Source organism: Amycolatopsis viridis (assembly GCF_011758765.1).
Classification (GTDB): Bacteria; Actinomycetota; Actinomycetes; order Mycobacteriales; family Pseudonocardiaceae; genus Amycolatopsis_E; species Amycolatopsis_E viridis.
Genome location: NZ_JAANOU010000001.1, coordinates 1046647 through 1064028, shown reverse-complemented (window position 1 = coordinate 1064028; position 17382 = coordinate 1046647). Strand labels below are relative to the sequence as shown.

Genomic DNA, 17382 nt, shown 5'->3' with positions numbered 1-17382 from the left:
ACGCGGGACGCCCCCGTTGCCGCCTGCCGGGTCAGGCCGCGACGATGCTCTTCGGGCCCTCCTTGGGGTGCACCACGTGGGCGCCGCGGTCGGCGATCCACGCCAGCGCCGCGTCGGCCTGGCTGCCGTTGACGCCGACGCGGAACCGGGCCACCGGGGTGTCGCCGACGCGGGTCAGCCCGCCGCCGATGGTGGCCAGCTCGACGTCGAACCGGGCGGCAGCCTCCGGCAGCAGCGCCCCGACGGCTGCGAACCCGATCAGCACCACGTCGACCGACCGGTCGTACCGCGACGACTGGGTCCGCGGCGTGTCGATCGCGGGCAGCAGGGTCTGCGCGACCTTGCTGCCGGGCGTGGACAGCAGTTCGAGCACGGTGCCCTGCTCGACGAGCCGCCCGTCCTCCAGCACGGCCACCCCGTCGCAGACCCGCCGCACCGCGGCGCCGTCCTGGGTGGCGAGCAGCACGGTGACGCCCAGCTCCGCACGCGCGCGGTCGAGGACCGCCAGCACGGAACCGGCCTCCTCGGCGCCGACACCCGCGGTCGGGTCGTCAGCCAGCAGCACGGCCGGGCCGGCGGCCAGCGACCGCGCGAGCGCGACCCGGCGGCGCTGGCCGGGGGTCAGTTCGACCGGGCGCTGCGCCGCGCGCTGCGTGAGACCGGCCAGGTCGAGCAGACGGCCGACGCGGCTCCGGCGTTGCGGGCCCTCCAGGCCCAGCTGCTCCAGCGGGGCCGCGACGTTGCCGGCGACCGTGCGGTCGGCGTGCAGCACCGGCTGCGCGTCCAGCACCGCCACCTGGCGGCGCACCTCGCGCAGTTTCCGCCCGTCCAGGCCGGTGGTGTTCAGCCCGTCCAGGCGGACGGTTCCGCGGTCGGGTCTCTCCTGCAGGGCGATGCACCGGGTCAGGGTGGACTTGCCGGACCCGGCGGGACCGACGACGCCGAACAGGGCGCCGGCGGGCACCTCGACGCTCACGTCCCGCAGGGCGTGAACGGGCTTGGCGGCACCGGGGAAGGACTTGGTCAGGTTTTCGACAGTGATCACGAAGGGCTCCAGCACAACGGGCGCGAACGCGCCGACCGCACACCAAGGCGACCGTCTACAGAGGACGGTCAAGCGAAGTCAGGAAACGGTGAGGAAAGGAGAAGCGGTCAGCGACGACACGCACAGACCGTGCGACGACATTCGTCGACGACGCGGCGCCTCGTGAGCAGCATGCGATACACAGGAATCCTCCATCGGTCCTGGCGTTAGCACCTGCCCCCCGGTTGGGGTGGTTGCTGCGGCTTCGGCGAGCCAGGTCTCTCAGCCGCTCGGGATGGATACCTCAAAGAGTACAGCGGACCTCGTGTGTCCTTGGCAAGTCCCAGGTCGGGATCAGGGTGCGAGATCACACCAACGGTGGTAAGGACTTGCTCTCCACGATCTTCGCGAAGTCCCGCACCCCCAGCTGCTCACCGCGGGTGCGCGGATCGACACCCGCGGCGCGCAGGATCGCCTCGGCCCGCTCGGCGGACCCGGCCCAGGACGACAACGCGGCCCGCAGGGTCTTGCGGCGCTGCGCGAAGGCGGCGTCGACGACCGCGAACACCTCGTCCCGGTCCGCGCCGGACGCCGGTTCCGCCGACCGCTCGAACGCGACGAGCGCGGAATCGACGTTGGGCACCGGCCAGAACACCGCGCGCGGCACCGGCGCGACCTTGCGGGCCGGGCCGTACCAGGCGAGCTTCACGCTCGGCACGCCGTAGATGCGGCTGCCCGGTCCGGCCGCCATCCGGTCGGCGACCTCGGTCTGGACCATCACCAGGCCGTGCGCCAGCGACGGCAGCTCGGCCAGCAGGTGCAGGACCACCGGGACGGCGACGTTGTACGGCAGGTTGGCGACGAGGTGCGTCGGCTGGTCCGCGAGGTCGGTGGCCCGCAGCTTCAGGGCGTCCTGGGTGCGGACGGTGAACCTCTCCGCGGCCCCCGGGGCGCGCTCCACGACGGTGGCGGGCAGGCGCCCCGCGAGGACCGGGTCGATCTCGACGGCGGTCACCCGGGCGCCCGAGCCGAGCAGCCCGAGGGTCAACGAGCCGAGACCGGGACCGACCTCGAGGACGTGATCACCCGGGCCGACACCGGAGAGGTCCACGATGCGGCGGACCGTGTTCGGGTCGTGCACGAAATTCTGGCCGAGCTTCTTCGTGGGGCGGACATCCAGCTCGGCGGCCAAGCCACGGATCTCGGCTGGTCCGAGCAGTGCGGTCACCCGCGTGATGGTAGTGCGCCGGAAAAATCAGATGCCCCCGGCCGGTGGCCGGGGGCATCATGGGCGTGCTGACGGGGTCAGCCGGCGGCCTTGGCGCCGCAGACGGGCCAGGCGCCGTAGCCACCGCGGGAGTCGCGGACCTTGGTCGCCACCGCGATCTGCTGTTCCCGCGTGGCCTGGTGGGGGTAGGCCGCGTACTGGTCGCCGCCGTAGGCGTCCCAGGTGCTCTTGTTGAACTGCAGGCCGCCGTAGTAGCCGTTTCCGGAGTTGATCGACCAGTTGCCGCCGGACTCGCACTTCGCGATGGCGTCCCAGATGGAGCCGTCGCTGACCACCGGCTGCTTGGTACCGACCCGGACGATCTTCGGCTTGGCCTCGACGACCACCTTGGCCGACAGCTGCTCCCGGGCGGTCTCCTTGCCGTTGCGCTTGGTGATCCGGTAGGTCACCAGCCGCTTGCCCGGCGTGCCCTGGTCCTGGACGACCTCCTTGCCGGCCTCCAGCGTGTTGTCCTTGACCTCCTGGACCGGAGGATCGATGTCCTCCTCCTGGTTGATCACGGACACGCCGGTGCGGGAGATGTGCACCTCGGCGCCGTTGGTCAGCTTCAGGCCGGGGCCACCGTCGATCGAGTCGTCCGGGCCGAGCGACAGGCCCTGCTGCGCGAGGAACTCCTCCACGGTGAGGGCGGTGGTGCTCAGCTGGCGCGGGGCCGCGTCGCCGTCGTAGACGGTGATGTTCTTGACGGTCTTGATCTCGACGGTCGCGCCGTCCAGCGGCAGCTCCGCGTCCAGCGGCAGCGAGAAGGCCGTGCCCGGGCCGAACTCGTCGCCGAGGCCCAGCTGCGTGATGGCTTCCTGCAGGCTCGTCGCGCGGACCCAGGACTCGCGGGCCACACCGTCGACGAGCAGGTTCAGCTTGCGGCCGCGCTCCAGCTTGATGACGCCACCGTCACCAACGGGCGCCTGCGGCGAGGGGGACAGCGCGTCGTGCTCACCGACGGTGAGACCGGCGTCCTCGAGGACCTCGCCGACCGTCTTGCCGAAGCTGTGCACGGTCTGCGTGTGACCGTCGACGTCGACGGTCACGCTCTTGTTCATCGCCAGGGCGGCCGCGCCGCCACCGGTGAGGCTGATCAGCAGGGCCAGGACCGAGCCCCGGAGGAACCGGCGCTTCCAGGTCTTGACGGCGGTGACGAGGGCCTTCTCCGGCTCCTCCTCGGCTTCGACGGCCGCGGTCCGGTCCTCCGACACCGCGTCCGGGATGGCCAGCGCCGGGAGCAACGTGGTCTCGGCGTTGATCAGCCTGATCAGCTCGTCGACGTCGATCTCGGCCTCGGCCATGAGATCGTCCGCGTCCGAGCCCAGCACCGTGCGGATGTCGTGCTCGGTGACCGCGAGGTCGTCCGAGAACTCGTCCACGTCGGGCCAGTCGAGGGTGCCCACCGCGCCACCACCGCTGGACTGGAACCAGTCCACCGTCTCGTCCAGGCGCGCGTCGGCCCGTCTACTACCAGTCACAGCAGGTCGATCCCTTTCGCACTACGGCTCCCGGAAGTCGTCGCCATCCCCGATCCCGACCTGCACTGGCTTGACTCCGGGTGTCCCGCGCTCGCTCGGTTCGAACGATCATGCGGCACGGTCACGGGACAGTAACGAACCCCGGCGGGTTGCGCAAACACCGGGGGGAATCACGTGTCCTTCGTCACTCCGCCGAGTGGTGGGGTTGCCGTCCACGAATGTCGCAGTCCGTTCAGCCCGCGGTGACGGACGGCAGCCGGAAGACCCGCTCCGCCGTAGCCGATACCGCCGAACAGAGTTCGTCCAGGTCGTCCGAACGGAGCTCGGCGAGGAACCGGGCCGTGTAAGCCGCGCAGTACGGCTCGTTCGGTCGGCCGCGGAACGGGTGCGGCGTCAGGAACGGAGCGTCGGTCTCGACGAGGAACTGCCCGGACGGCACCAGCCTCGCCGCCGCCTGCAACGCCCGCGCGTTGCGGAACGTGACCGTCCCGGCGAACGACAGCACGTACCCGGCGTCCACGCACCGGCGGGCGATGTCCTCGTCCCCGGAGAAGCAGTGGAACACCACCGTGTCCGGCGCGCCCTCCTCGTCCAGGATCCGCAGGACGTCGGAGTGCGCGTCCCGGTCGTGGATCATCAGCGGCTTGCCCACGCGCTTGGCGAGGTCGATGTGCCACCGGAACGCGTCCTGCTGCGCGTCCGGCGGCGAGTAGTCCCAGTAGTAGTCCAAACCGGTCTCGCCGACCGCGACCACTCGTTCCTGCCGCGCCAGACGCTCTACTTCGGACCGTTCGGGATCACCGAAATCCTTGGTGCGCGTGGGATGGATGGCGACCGCCGCCCACACCCGGTCGTCCCAGGTGGACGCCTCCGCGGCCCAGCGTGCAGCCGCGAGGTCGTCGGCGACGGTCACCATGCGGGTCACCCCGGCCGCCTCGGCGCGGTCCGCCAGCACGGCCACGTCGGCCGCCGTGACCGCGCCACAGGCGTCCAGGTGCGTGTGCGCGTCGACCACCGGCACCGGCAGGCGCTCCGGCACCGGTGGCCGTTCCTTCTCACCCACCGACGATCGGGGCCCACTCCGGCCCGGTCTCGCCCAGCTTCGGGTCGAGCTTGGTGAACAGCGGCGTCGGCTTGGCCAGCGGACGGCCGGGCTCGATCGGAATCGACTCCCAGCGCGCCTGCTCGGCCGCGTAGTCGCCGGTGAGGATCGGGTTGATCCGGCCGGGGATGTCGAGGTCCTCGACCTCCTTGAGCTCCGGCTGCGCCGCCCACACACCAGTGCCGCCCAGCGCCTCGTGCACCTGCTGCGCGGAGTGCGGCAGGAACGGGGTGAGCAGCGTGTTCGCGTCCGACACGACCTGCAGCGCGGTGTGCAGGACAGCGTCCCGCCGGTCCGGGTCATCCTTGAGCTTCCACGGCTCCTGGTCGGACAGGTACCGGTTGGCCGCCGACACCACGCGCATCGCCTCGGTGGCGGCCAGCTTGAACCGCGACCGCTGCAGGTGCCCGCCCACGGTCTCGAACGCCTTGCGGGACAACGCCTTCAGCTCCTCGTCGGCCGGGGCCGGCTTGGTGGGCGCCGGGATGGCGCCGTTGTTCTTGTGCGCCATCGAGATCGACCGGTTGACCAGGTTGCCCCACTCGTTGGCCAGCTCGAAGTTGGTCCGGCGGACGAACTCGTCCCAGGTGAAGTCGGTGTCCTGGGTCTCCGGGCCGGCCACCGCGATGAAGTAGCGCAGGGTGTCCGGGCCGAACTCACGCAGGAAGTCGTTGACGTAGATGACCGTGCCGCGCGAGGTGGAGAACTTCGACCCGCTCATGGTCAGGAACTCGCTGGAGACGATCTCGTCCGGCAGATTGAGCTTGCCGTACGGGCCGACCCCACCGCCAGGAGCGACACGGTCGCCGGCGGCATTGTGACCGAGCAGCAGCGCGGGCCAGATCTGGGCGTGGAAGGTGATGTTGTCCTTGCCCATGAAGTAGTAGCCGCGCGCGTCCGGGTTGTTCCAGAACTCCTGCCACGCGTCCGGGTCACCACTGCGGCGCGCCCACTCCACGCTGGCCGAGAAGTAGCCGATCACCGCGTCGAACCACACGTAGAACCGCTTCATCGGCTGGTCGCGCCACCCGTCCAGCGGGATCTTCACGCCCCAGTCCAGGTCGCGGGTGATCGGCCGGGGCCGCATGTCGTCGAGCAGGTTCTTGGTGAAGTTGACGACGTTGGGCCGCCAGTCGGTCTTCGTGGCCAGCCACTTGCCGAGGCTCTCGGTGAACGCGGGCAGGTCGAGGAACAGGTGCTCGGTCTCGACGAACTTCGGCTTCTCGCCGTTGATCCGCGACCGCGGGTTGATCAGCTCGGCCGCGTCGAGCTGGTTGCCGCAGTTGTCGCACTGGTCGCCGCGTGCGCCGTCGTACCCGCAGATCGGGCAGGTGCCCTCGATGTAGCGGTCCGGCAGCGTCCGGCCGGTGGACGGGCTGATCGCGCCGGTGGTCGTCTTGGGCACGACGTAGCCGTTGCGGTGCAGCGCGAGGAAGATCTGCTGCGTGACCTCGGCGTGGTTGCCGGTGCTGGTGCGGGTGAACAGGTCGTAGGTCAGCCCGAGGCCCTGCAGGTCCTGGCCGATCTGGCGGGTGTACTTGTCGGCGGTCTGCTGGGAGGTCAGGCCCTCCTTGTCCGCCTGCACCGTGATCGGGGTGCCGTGCTCGTCGGTGCCGGAGACCATGAGCACCCGGTTGCCGGCCATTCGCTGGTAGCGCGAGAACACGTCCGACGGGACGCCGAATCCGGAGACGTGGCCGATGTGACGGGGCCCGTTGGCATAAGGCCAGGCCACCGCCGTCAACACAGGGATGCTCATGCCTGTTTAGCGTACGGATGCCGTCTCGTGCATTGTTACCTGGGAAGGCTTAAGGAGGTCCGGTGTCGCCCACGCGGCTGCTGGTGCTCGGCGTCGTACGGATGTACGGCAAGGCGCACGGCTATCAGGTGCGGCGTGAGCTGCTGACCTGGTCGGCCGATCGCTGGGCCAACGTCCAGCCGGGGTCGATCTACCACGCGCTGAAGAAGATGGCGGCCGAGGGCCTGCTGGAGGCCGCGGCGGACGAACCGGAGGGGCGGGGCCCGGACCGCGTCGCCTACCGGTTGACCGCGGACGGCGAGGCCGAGTTCCAGGCCGGGCTCGCCGAGATGATCGCGGACACCGAGGCGGACGGCGCGCAGAACGCCTTCGCCTTCGCCGCCGCGCTGACCTTCCTGCCCTGCCTGCCGAGGGAACGGGCGGTGTCCTTGCTGCGCCAGCGGCTCGCCCGCCTGGAGAGCGAGCTCGGCCTGGTCCGGGACACGCTGGAGGGCACGTCGTGCTGGGCGAACCCGGCGCACGTGAGCGAGCTGTACCGGTTGTGGGGCGTGAACGTCGAGGCGACCACCGAGTGGCTGCGCGGGCTGATCAAGCGCCTGGAAGAGGGCGCGTACGTGATGGCGGACGACCCCGGGCACCACTTCGGCGCTCCCCCCGAGATCAAGTAATCAAATTTGACTAGCGGGCGATAGTTGAGGCAGAGTGCCCGCTGTCACTAGTCAAGTTTGACTACTGAACCAAGGGGGATGTGCATGATCAAGGCACGCGGCCTCGCGCGGACCTTCACCGCGCGCGGCCACAGCGTGGAGGCGGTGAAGGGGGTCGACATCGACGTCGCCGAGGGCGAGCTCGTCGGGTTCCTCGGCCCCAACGGCGCGGGCAAGACCACGACCCTGCGCATGCTGACCACGCTCCTGCGCCCAACCGCCGGCGAGGCGCAGGTCGCCGGGCGCGACCTGCTCGCCGACCCGGTGGGTGTGCGGCGGCAGATCGGGTACGTCGCCCAGGGCGGCGGCGTGACCCCGGAGTTGAAAGTGCTGGAGGAGATCGAGCTCCAGGGGCGGCTCTACGGAATGAGCAAGGCCGACGCGCACAGCCGCGGCCGGGACCTGATCGCCCAGCTCGACCTCGAAAACCTGGACCAGCGGCTGACCAAGACGCTGTCCGGCGGTCAGCGCAGGCGGCTGGACATCGCGCTCAGCCTCATCCACGACCCGAAGCTGATCTTCTTCGACGAACCGACCACCGGCCTGGACCCGCAGAGCCGGGCCAACCTGTGGGAACACATCCGGCGGCTGCGCGCCGACCACGGCGTGACGCTGTTCCTCACCACGCACTACCTGGACGAGGCCGACTCGCTGTGCGACCGGATCCTGGTGATCGACAACGGCCGGATCGTGGCCGAGGGGTCACCGGACTCGCTCAAGGCGCGCGTGTCCGGGGACGGCGTCACGATCGGCGTCGCCCCGGAGTTCGTGGTGGCCGCGGCGGAGGTCGCCGGGCGCCTCGACGGCGCGCACGAGGTGACCACCGGCGAGGGCGTGGTGCGCTTCCGCGTGCCGCGCGGGGACACCGTGCTTCCGGAGCTGCTGCGCCGGCTGGACGCCGACGGCATCGCGATGACCTCGATGCAGGTGCACCGGCCGACGCTGGACGACGTGTTCCTCACGCTCACCGGCCGGTCCCTGCGGGACGCCGAGCAGACCCAGTCACACCCGGAGGCCGCCCATGTTGCGTGACACCTGGCTGATCTTCAAGCGGGACTGGACGCTGTCCATGCGCAACCCCGCCTGGGTCATGATCGGCATCATGCAGCCGGTGCTCTACCTGGTGCTGTTCGGTCCGCTGATGGAGAAGGTGGTCAGCAGCACGCCGGGGTTCCCGCCGGGCAGCAGCTGGACCATCCTGACCCCGGCGCTGATCGTCCAGCTGGCGCTGTTCAGCTCCTCGTTCGCCGGGTTCTCGCTGCTCATGGACTTCCGCAGCGGGGTGCTGGAGCGGTTGCGGGTCACACCGGCCAGCCGGGCCGGGCTGCTGCTGGGCAAGGTCGCGAACAACGTGATCCAGGCGGTCTTCCAGGCCGCGCTGATCACGGTGCTGGCCTACGTCGCGTTCGGACTGGACGCACCGCTGGGCGGGGTGCTGCTGAGCCTGGTGATCGTCGGGCTGGTCGCGGCCACGCTCGCATCCGCCTCGTACGCGGTGGCGCTGACGCTGAAGAGCGAGCAGGCGTTCCCGGCCCTGCTCAACGCCGTGCTGATGCCGGTGCTGCTGCTGTCCGGCATCCTGCTGCCGATCACCAGCATCCTGGCCCCGAACTGGCTGTTCACCATTTCCCGGATCAATCCGTTCACCCACGTCGTCGACGCCGAACGGGCCGCGTTCCGCGGTGACCTCACGATCGACGCGCTCGCGACCGGATCCATCATCCTGGTGGTGATGGCCGCGCTCGCGGTCTTCTGGGGCACCCGCACCTTCCAGAAGGAGAACGCCTGACCTCCACAGTGGACTGGACCCCGTCCGCCGCCCGCGTCGTCACCGCCGCGGGCGGCGGGTGCGGTTGGCGTGGGTCACACCGCTTTCGGGTGGTGCGTCGACACGGCGACCGGGGCTCTTCGCGCTTATGGTGACCACACGGTTTCTTGCGAAGAGTTCGGGAACAGGGCGGCGGCGTGACCGAGGGCAGCACCGAGCGCGGGATCAACCTCGCGCTGCACGCGACGGTGGCGGACTGGGACGCAGTCCGCGCCGGCGCCGTCTCGTTCGCCTCCATCACCGTCACCGAGAACACGAACTGGCTCGACCACGGCGCGGGCAAGCAGATCGAGGCCGCGCAGCAGGCGGGTATCCGCACCGGCATCCGGCACTACGCGCGGCCGGGCGCGCCGCACGACCAGGCGGAGCTGTGCGTCCGGGCCGGACGCGGGCTCGGCGTGTTCGGACCGGGTTCGCTCGCGCCCACGCTGGAGGTCGAGGCGGAAGGCGTCGACGACCGGTTCGTGCGGGCGTGGATCAAGACCGTGCGGCAGACCGCCGGTATCGAGCGGGTCGTCGTGTACGCCGACTACGGGCTCTGGCTGCGCCGGCTGCACCCGGAGAAATGGGCCGATCGCGAGGTCGTGCTGTGGGTGGCGCGGCACAACGACATCCCCGGCCGGCCCGGCTGGTTCCACCCGCGCCTGGCGCTGCACGAGCACAGCTCGGTGCCGCCGATGCCCGGCGTGGCCGGCCCCATCGGGATGGACGCCCTCGTCTACCCGTTCACCCTCGCCGACCTACTGCTCTAGCCGGCTGCGCATGAGGAACACGTTGTACGGGCCCCACTGCGACATCAGGTAGTAGATGTCCGGTCCGTCCAGCGCCCACGGGTGCAGGTACCCGCCGTAGAGCCCGGGGTACTGGTGCCCGGGCACCGCGACCACGCCCGGCGACCAGGGCCCCGTCAGGCGGTCGGCGGAGTGCAGCAGGATCGCACCGCCCGGGTCGTCCAGGTGCAGAGCGAGCCACTGTCCGAGGTGGCCGTCGTAGGCGACGGAGAGCTCCCCGACCGGCCCGGGCAGGACGGGCGCGGCGGCGAACTCGTCGCGAATCCAGCCACGGCCGTCGAAGTACTCGTAGGAGGACGCGTCGAGCAGGTACGGGATCGCGGTGCGGGCGAGGTACGCGGGACCGTGCCGGCCGTTGGTGGTGCCGAAGAGGTAGACGTGGTCACCCTCGCGGGCCAGTGCGCCCATCTGGAACGGGTCGTCCCGCTCGGCGCGGTTGATCCAGCGCGCACTCCACGGTTTCGCCCAGGTGCGGCCGCCGTCGTCGGAGACCGCCAGTCCCGAGTAGTTCGTGGTCCACTTCCCCGGCGGACCCCACTGCCGCACCGACATGTAATGCGCGACCTGCAGCCCGCCGACCGCCAGGCCCGAGTTCGGGATGACGGTGACCTCGCCGACCTCGTCCGGCCGGTCGTCACGGGCGATGACCTGGGCCGCGGTGCCGTCCGGCCGGGCGACCACACCGTCCAGCGTCAGGCCGGACGCCAGGTCCGTCGTGGTCGAGAACGCGAGGACGTTGCTGCGCCAGTCCGCGCTGTCCGGGCCGCCACCGTCGCCGCCCCAGCCCTCGCCGAAGGTGTCCCCGAACAACACGAACACGCGGCCGTCCCCGCCGTCCCACAGGATGCCGAGGTCGGTGCCGTGAATGGCGAACCGATCCGTGCGGTTGATCGAATCCGCGCCGGTGATCTTGGCGATCCGCTCCGTCCCGATGACCCGAACCATGCCCCGACGCTAGGTGCGACACGGCGTCACCGCAGCTTGCCACCACCTTGGGCGACCCCTTTGCGGCGGAAGCAGCTGGTGCGCGAATTTCCCACCTCCGATACTCGAACCATGAAATGCGCCCTCGTCGCCGTCCTCGTCCTCTCCGCCGTCACCGCTCCCGCGGCGACCGCACCCACGTTCGGCGCCCTGGACTTCCCGGGCGGCAACTGGGGTGGTTACGTCAGCGTCGGCAGCTTCACCTCGGCCACCGCCGGCTGGGTCGAGCCGTCGGTGACCTGCACCTCCACCAAGGACCTCTTCGCGCCGTGGGTCGGCATCGACGGGGACGGCTCGCCGACCGTGGAGCAGACCGGCGTGTCGACCGACTGTTCCAGCGGCCGGCCCGTCTACCGGGCCTGGTACGAGATGTACCCGGCGCCCCCGGTCTACTTCGCCAACCCGGTCTCCGCCGGTGACCACATCACCGCCACCGTGACCCGCACCGGCGCGAACACCTACCGCCTCGACCTCAGCGACACCACACGTGGCTGGACGCAGACGGCCACCAGGACGCTCAGCTCGCAGCACTCGTCCGCCGAGGCGGTCATCGAGTCCCCCACCGACTCCTACCCCGCCATCCCGGGCGGGGTGCAGTTCACCGGCGTCCGGTTCAACGGCACCGACCTCGCCGACACCGGCCCCACCAGGCTCGAGGCGGACGACCGCGGGACCTACACCTGGTCGCCCAGCGCCATCTCCGCCGACGGCACCGCGTTCACGGTGACCCGGCACTGACACCGACAATGTCCCGGTGCAGGTCACGCGGACGAGACTGGGCCGGGGCAGAACACCGGACGAGGTGCTGCTGCTGCTCGAGGAGCGGGCCCGCCTCCGCGGTCTGGGCACGGCGGCCGGGCTGTGCGGCGACTGGTTCGGCTCGCGGGCCGTCCTGGCGCCGGAGGTCTGCTTGGAGCCGTCGTCCGACGCGTTCTCGGTACCGGACCGCTGTCCCCCGGTCGACGCGCCGCCGGGCACGGTCGGCGGCGGGTGGTTCGGCTACCTGTCCTACGACCTGACCGACCCGTCCGGGCGGCGCACCCCGCTGCCGGCCGCGGTGTGGGGATGGGCCGACCACGTACTCCGGCTGGACGCCGACGGCTGGTGGTGGTTCGAATCGCTCGGCGACGACCGGGCGGCGGAGTTCGCCGAGCTGCTGACGCGGCCGGCGCCGTCCGTGACCTGGCGGGCGGGGCCGTTGCACCGGCCCCTGCCGGCCGAGCACGCCGACGCGGTCAAGGCGTGCGTGCACGCGATCGAGGCGGGAGAACTGTTCCAGGCCAACATCTGCACCCGGTTCGAGGGCTCGTTCGCCGGTTCCCCGGCGGCGTTGTTCGCGGCCGGGGTGCGGCGCCTGCAACCGCGCCGGGCGGCGTTCCTCACCGGCGGGTGGGGCAGCGTGGTGTCGTTGTCGCCGGAGCTGTTCCTCGCCCGGCACGGCGACCGGGTCCGGTCCACGCCGATCAAGGGGACGCTCCCCCGGCGCGGCCCGGCGGACGACGTGCTGGCCCGGCAGCTGCGCGAGTCGGTCAAGGACGTCGCGGAGAACGTGATGATCACCGACCTCGTCCGCAACGACCTGGGCCGGGTGTGCGCGGTGGGCAGCGTGCGGGTGCCCGAGCTGCTGCGCGTCCGGCCGGCGCCCGGGGTGTGGCACCTGGAGTCGACGGTGGAGGGGCGGGTGGTCACCTCCGACGCCGACCTGCTGGCCGCCACGTTCCCGCCCGGATCGGTCACCGGAGCGCCGAAGATCCGGGCACTGGAGCTGATCGCCGAGCTGGAACCCCGCCCGCGCGGGGTGTACACCGGGGCGATCGGCCTCGCTTCGCCGGTGGCCGGGCTCGAACTCAACGTCGCGATCCGCACCTTCGAACTGCACGGCGACCGCATCGCGCTCGGCGTGGGCGGCGGCATCACCGCGGATTCCGCCGCCGACGCCGAATGGCAGGAATGCCTGCACAAGGCCGCGCCGCTGGAGGCGTTGCTCGCCTGACCGGCTACCCCCGTCCGCCGAGCCCGGAAAGTCAGGCCCGCCCCTTGACGGCCGCGAGGAACCACATGACCGCACTGGAGCCCAACCCGTGGCCGGCCATGGACGTTCCTCTCCGTTGAGGGGTGGGCGGACGGGGCACGTCCTCGTGACGGGGAGATCGGGCCGGTTCGCAGGTTGCTTGCGGTGAAGGCGAGGCCGATGCGGCCGAGTGGACGGAGGGCCTTGGTGTCGACGCGACCGCCTCCGCTGAGCAGGGGTTCGGCAACACGCTCGCATTCGAACACCGCAGCGCAGCCGTCGATGACCGGCGGCTGCACCACCGACGCCGTGCTCGTCGGCAACCGCAGGTCCGCCAGTTCGTCGAAGCCCGGGCGCCGCTCTTTGCAGCCGCTGCACCCGGACGGTCTACCTCGGCTCGGCGATGCGCGGCTTCATCACCGGCCTGTCCCCGACGCCCTCCGCCGGGTCCGCGCCCGCTTCCTCGACAGCTGGCGCGACACCGGGGTTCGACGTCCTCGATGCCCGCGCGCTCACCGGTGTGGCCCGGCAATCCGGCCCTGATTGCCCTGATCGTGGAACCGGATGGTGGCGCGCACCAGTTGTCCAGACCTATGTCCCATTAAGTGGACTGGAATTCCCATCTTGTGGGCTTCCCGCTAGACTTCCGGCGAGTCGGCCAACATCGGGGAGGCGAGAACGATGGTGGAAGCCGTGGCGCTTCCGACACCCTGGCAGGTCAAGTTCCGGGCGGGCGGCAATGACGGCCTCGCGGACACGCTCAAGGAGGGCGTCGGCGGTTCGACGGGGATGCGGCCGCATGAACTTCTGGAGGCGTCGCTGGCCACGTGCATGACCATCTCGGCGCGAATGGCACTGGCCGAGGCCGGCGTCGCCGACGCGGACGTGACCGTCCGGGTGCACCTGGAGCGCGAGGAGTCGACGACGAGGTTCCGGTACGAGCTCGTCCTGCCGTCGGCGCTGGAGGCTTTCCGTCCCGCGGTCGTGAAGCGCATCGAGTGCTCACCGGTGCGCTCCACCCTGAGCAAGCCCCTGACGTTCGAACCGGCCTGACCGCCTGGACCACCGCCGCGTTGGGTAAATATCCGCAGCCTCGCCGCGTCCGGCCGGCGCCCGGGGTGTGGCACGTGGAGTCCACGGTCGAAGGCCGCCTGTCCGGCACGGACGCCGACCTGCTGGCCGCCACGTTCCCGCCCGGATCGGTCACCGGTGCGCCGAAGATCCGGGCACTGGAGCTGATCGCCGAGCTGGAACCCCGCCCGCGCGGGGTGTACACCGGGGCGATCGGCCTCGCTTCGCCGGTGGCCGGGCTCGAACTCAACGTCGCGATCCGCACCTTCGAACTGCACGGCGACCGCATCGCGCTCGGCGTGGGCGGCGGCATCACCGCGGATTCCGCCGCCGACGCCGAATGGCAGGAATGCCTGCACAAGGCCGCGCCGCTGGAGGCGTTGCTCGGCTGACCGGCTACCCCCGTCCGCCGCGCGCGGGAAGTCGCGCACCGGCCGGGAGCGCACTGAGCGGACGCCCCATCGTCTCCTCCCCGAGCACGACCGTGCCCAGCAGGCCCACCGCGTTGACGGCCGCCAGGAACCACATGACCGCGGTGGTGCCCAATCCGGCGAGCACGGTCGGGAGCAGGAACGTGCTGATGGCCGCGCCGATGCGGCTGACCGCCACGACGATTCCGGTGGCCGTGGCCCGGACCGAGGTCGGGAACAGTTCGTTGGGAACGATGATCTCGATGAAGTTCGACGCGCCCGAGGCGATCGCGAACAACGCCAGCGCGGCGAAGAGCAAGCCGGGCGGAGCGGTCGGGGCCAAGGCGATGAACGCGAAGACGACGACCATGATCGCGAACGTGCCGACCAGCAGCGGGATGCGCCCGATCCGGTCCACCAGCCACAGCCCGGGCACGCTGCCCACCACGAACAGCAACGCGATGATCACCTCGGGCAGATAGGGCGAATCGGTCCCGATGCCGAGCCGGTGCAGCAGCGTCGGCCCGAAGCTGTAGACAGCGAAGAGCGGGACGACGTGGGCGATGAAGAACGCGCTGACGAACGCCATGCGCCGCACCGAGCGCCGGTTCAGCAGCGCCGTCGCGGGAGCGGTTTCGGGCTCGCGCAGTTCGTCCACCTGCGCGTCCGGACCCCAGATCTTCCGGACAACGCGTTCGGCATCGTCGCGCCGCCCGTGGTTGAGCAGCCAGCGCGGTGATTCCGGTGCGTTCAGGCGCAGGACGAGTGTGACCACGCCGATGACGGCGGGCGAGGCGAGCATCCACCGCCAGGCATCCGGCCCGAGCGCCGACAGCGCCCAGCCCGTCCCGGCGGCGAGTGCGGCCCCGACGCCGAACGCGGCGAACAGCGCCCCGAGAAGACGGCCGCGGTGCCGGCTGGGCACGAACTCCGCGAGCAGGGAGCTCGCGATGGGGTAGTCGGCGCCGATCATGATGCCGAGCACGAACCGCAGCGCGATCAGTTGCCAGGCGTCGACGACGAACGCGCAGAGGATCGAGACAGCGCTGAGCGCGACGAGGTTCGCGATGTACATGACCTTGCGGCCGATGCGGTCGGTCAGGCGCCCGAACACCAGCCCGCCGATGAGGATTCCGGCGAGGGCCGCGGCCGCGGTGAGACCGGTCTGGGTGGCGTCGAGGTGCAGCGCGGGGGCCAGCGTCAGCAGTGCGAGCCCGATGATGGTGACCGCGTAGCCGTCGAGCAAGGGGCCACCGGCCGAGAACAGGGTCAGTTTCAGGTGGAACCGGGTGAGCGGAGCGCGGTCGATGAAGGACTGGGCATCATGGCCGGCCATGAGCGTTCCTCTCCGTTGAGGGGCGGGGGGTGACGGGGTCAGCACGCGGTCCCGACGGGGCGATCGGGCCGCTCGAGGAGGGTGCTCGCGGTGAAGACGTTGCCGATGCGGCCGAGGGGACGCAGGGCCGCGACGTCGACGCGACCGCACCCGGTGATCAGGTGTTCGGCGACCCGCGCGGCGACGACTCTCCCGAAGACCAGGGTCTCCAGTCCCGGGCGGTGGGTGGTCAGCAGCTCGCATTCGAACACCGCGGCGCAACCGTCGATGACCGGCGGCCGCACCACCGTGGCCGCGCTGGTCGGCAGAGCCAGGTCCGCCAGCTCGTCGAAGTCGGGTGGGCTGGGGTCGCCGCTCCGGGCGACCTCGGGGAGGCGGTCGAGCTCGGCGATATGCACGACGAACTGCCGGGTCGACAGGACGTTGCCGAGCGTGTCCTTGACGCTGCCGTCCTCGCGCGGCTCGATGGCGATCATGAGGATGAGCGGATCGGTCGAGGCGATGGTGAAGAAGCTGAACGGGGCGAGGTTGTGGTCGCCGGCCGGGCTCACCGACGTGACCCAGGCGATCGGCCGGGGTGCGATGGTCCACGACACCATCGCGAAGAGCTCCGCCGGATCGAGGTGATCGAGGGGAATCATCGGCATCACACGGTGGCCCCGACGATGTCGTAGGCGACACCGGTCGGGGTGCGTCCCACGCCGTTCGTGGCCGCCAGGTCCTGCGGGCAGGCGGAGAGCACCACGACGACGTCCTCGACCGCGGTGAGCCGGACCCGGTCACCCGCGCGAGCGCGCGGCGACTCGATCGAGATCGCCCCGTCGGCGGCGATCGGCACCCGCATGAACAGGTTCAACGGCTGCGGGACGAACTGCGGAGCCGGGACGCCGAGCGCCGCCAGAGCCGCGTAGAAGTTGTCGTGGCAGTTGTCGTGGTACTCCCGCACCCCGAGCTGCCGGTAGCGGGGCAGATCACAGCTCGGGATGAGCAGATCGTGGTCGCCCAGGCTGGTGTCCTCCGACAACGACAACAGCGGCCGCCGGGTGTTGTCCACCAGGTCGTCACCGGCCCGGACCACGAGACGGCCGGTGTGCATCCAGGTGTGGGATGCCGACAGGAACCGCGACGGTTCCTGCGCCGACAACGCCCAGGTGTCGACCACCTGCTGGCCGTGCGTGTTCGTCACCACGAGGTGCTCCCCCGCCGAGAGCCGAAGCGCGATGCCGGAGCGCGCTGCAAGGTCCATCAGAGCCTCCACAAACGTTTGGGTAGGTGTTGACAGCATCCTTACCCAAACGTCGGGGTTAGGTCAACAGGTCCGGTGCCAGTTCACGGGGCCATCCCGATCAGCGCTGCTCAGGCGGGGACGGAGTTCGGCGGGAGCGGGTCACACCTTCCCCCGGCGCCCATCGACGCCGCGCCGCGCTGGGTGGCCGCGAACGGGCCGCGGCACCACCAGTCACGCGCGCCGCGTACCCCGCTCGTCCAGCACCACTTCTCAGGCGCAGCCGCACTCCAGCCGCGAACTCAGCCGCCCGACACCACTACTCAAACGCGCCGCGCACCCCGGCGGCAGACCCTGGACGCGGACCCGCCCGCCCCGCACCCACC

The 17382-nt window shown here is 70.9% G+C and carries 16 protein-coding genes, 1 pseudogene and 1 riboswitch; of the genes and pseudogenes, 8 read left to right on the top strand and 9 right to left on the bottom strand.

What is annotated here, in order from left to right; translation table 11 throughout:
• Positions 1-31: 31 nt before the first annotated feature.
• From FHX46_RS05350 to metG, 5 genes are all read right to left on the bottom strand, one after another.
• The gene (locus FHX46_RS05350; protein ID WP_167104334.1) at positions 32-1045 is read right to left on the bottom strand and encodes a methionine ABC transporter ATP-binding protein; all 1014 of its coding nucleotides are present in this window, start codon (positions 1043-1045) and stop codon (positions 32-34) included.
• 188 nt (positions 1046-1233) lie between these two features.
• A riboswitch (SAM riboswitch) is annotated at positions 1234-1326 on the bottom strand.
• A 65-nt stretch (positions 1327-1391) separates the two neighbouring features.
• Positions 1392-2252 carry a 16S rRNA (adenine(1518)-N(6)/adenine(1519)-N(6))-dimethyltransferase RsmA gene (gene rsmA / locus FHX46_RS05345; protein WP_167111183.1) on the bottom strand — a complete coding sequence of 287 codons (861 nt, stop codon included), beginning with the start codon at positions 2250-2252 and terminating at the stop codon, positions 1392-1394.
• A 77-nt stretch (positions 2253-2329) separates the two neighbouring features.
• Positions 2330-3730 (bottom strand): resuscitation-promoting factor, encoded by a 1401-nt coding sequence (locus FHX46_RS05340; protein WP_167121151.1) that lies wholly within the window; start codon positions 3728-3730, stop codon positions 2330-2332.
• A 274-nt stretch (positions 3731-4004) separates the two neighbouring features.
• The gene (locus tag FHX46_RS05335; protein ID WP_167111181.1) at positions 4005-4835 is read right to left on the bottom strand and encodes a TatD family hydrolase; all 831 of its coding nucleotides are present in this window, start codon (positions 4833-4835) and stop codon (positions 4005-4007) included.
• The gene (gene metG / locus FHX46_RS05330) at positions 4828-6633 is read right to left on the bottom strand and encodes a methionine--tRNA ligase (RefSeq protein WP_167111179.1); all 1806 of its coding nucleotides are present in this window, start codon (positions 6631-6633) and stop codon (positions 4828-4830) included. Before metG ends, FHX46_RS05335 begins: the two co-directional genes overlap by 8 nt.
• A gap of 62 nt (positions 6634-6695) precedes the next feature.
• On the opposite strand from metG, the gene FHX46_RS05325 reads away from it, so the two are divergent.
• The 4 genes from FHX46_RS05325 (at position 6696) to FHX46_RS05310 (ending at position 9920) form a co-directional block, all read left to right on the top strand.
• Positions 6696-7301: a PadR family transcriptional regulator gene (locus FHX46_RS05325; RefSeq protein WP_167111178.1), complete on the top strand. Its 606-nt coding sequence runs from the start codon at positions 6696-6698 to the stop codon at positions 7299-7301.
• Positions 7302-7385: 84 nt separating this feature from the next.
• Complete coding sequence (locus FHX46_RS05320; RefSeq protein WP_167111176.1) at positions 7386-8372, top strand: ATP-binding cassette domain-containing protein; 987 nt, start codon at positions 7386-7388, stop codon at positions 8370-8372.
• Positions 8362-9129, top strand: a complete 768-nt coding sequence (locus FHX46_RS05315) for an ABC transporter permease (RefSeq protein WP_167111174.1) — start codon at positions 8362-8364, stop codon at positions 9127-9129. The genes FHX46_RS05320 and FHX46_RS05315 overlap by 11 nt, the downstream gene beginning before the upstream one ends.
• Before the next feature lie 176 nt (positions 9130-9305).
• The gene (locus FHX46_RS05310) at positions 9306-9920 is read left to right on the top strand and encodes a GH25 family lysozyme (RefSeq protein WP_167111172.1); all 615 of its coding nucleotides are present in this window, start codon (positions 9306-9308) and stop codon (positions 9918-9920) included.
• Here the strand turns inward: FHX46_RS05310 and FHX46_RS05305 are convergent.
• Positions 9909-10904, bottom strand: a complete 996-nt coding sequence (locus FHX46_RS05305) for a DUF4185 domain-containing protein (RefSeq protein WP_167111170.1) — start codon at positions 10902-10904, stop codon at positions 9909-9911. The two genes, FHX46_RS05310 and FHX46_RS05305, sit on opposite strands and share 12 nt — an antisense overlap.
• A gap of 111 nt (positions 10905-11015) precedes the next feature.
• Between FHX46_RS05305 and FHX46_RS05300 the strand changes: the two genes are divergently transcribed.
• The 4 genes and pseudogenes from FHX46_RS05300 to FHX46_RS05285 all read left to right on the top strand — a co-directional run.
• Positions 11016-11681 carry a G1 family glutamic endopeptidase gene (locus FHX46_RS05300; RefSeq protein ID WP_167111168.1) on the top strand — a complete coding sequence of 222 codons (666 nt, stop codon included), beginning with the start codon at positions 11016-11018 and terminating at the stop codon, positions 11679-11681.
• 16 nt (positions 11682-11697) lie between these two features.
• Positions 11698-12936 (top strand): aminodeoxychorismate synthase component I, encoded by a 1239-nt coding sequence (locus tag FHX46_RS05295; protein WP_313886034.1) that lies wholly within the window; start codon positions 11698-11700, stop codon positions 12934-12936.
• Between the two features lie 711 nt (positions 12937-13647).
• Positions 13648-14007: an OsmC family protein gene (locus FHX46_RS28750; RefSeq protein ID WP_167111167.1), complete on the top strand. Its 360-nt coding sequence runs from the start codon at positions 13648-13650 to the stop codon at positions 14005-14007.
• A gap of 32 nt (positions 14008-14039) precedes the next feature.
• Positions 14040-14417, top strand: a pseudogene (locus FHX46_RS05285) (chorismate-binding protein); the annotation flags it as partial.
• Positions 14418-14421: 4 nt separating this feature from the next.
• Here the strand turns inward: FHX46_RS05285 and FHX46_RS05280 are convergent.
• Genes FHX46_RS05280 through FHX46_RS05270 form a run of 3 tightly spaced genes read right to left on the bottom strand, consistent with a single transcriptional unit; the run spans position 14422 to position 17017 of the window.
• The gene (locus FHX46_RS05280) at positions 14422-15771 is read right to left on the bottom strand and encodes an MFS transporter (RefSeq protein ID WP_167111165.1); all 1350 of its coding nucleotides are present in this window, start codon (positions 15769-15771) and stop codon (positions 14422-14424) included.
• Positions 15772-15809: 38 nt separating this feature from the next.
• Positions 15810-16412: a flavin reductase family protein gene (locus FHX46_RS05275; RefSeq protein WP_208400010.1), complete on the bottom strand. Its 603-nt coding sequence runs from the start codon at positions 16410-16412 to the stop codon at positions 15810-15812.
• Positions 16413-16417: 5 nt separating this feature from the next.
• A complete protein-coding gene (locus FHX46_RS05270; RefSeq protein ID WP_167111162.1) occupies positions 16418-17017 on the bottom strand; it encodes a DUF1989 domain-containing protein in 600 nt (199 codons plus the stop codon).
• Positions 17018-17382: the final 365 nt, after the last annotated feature.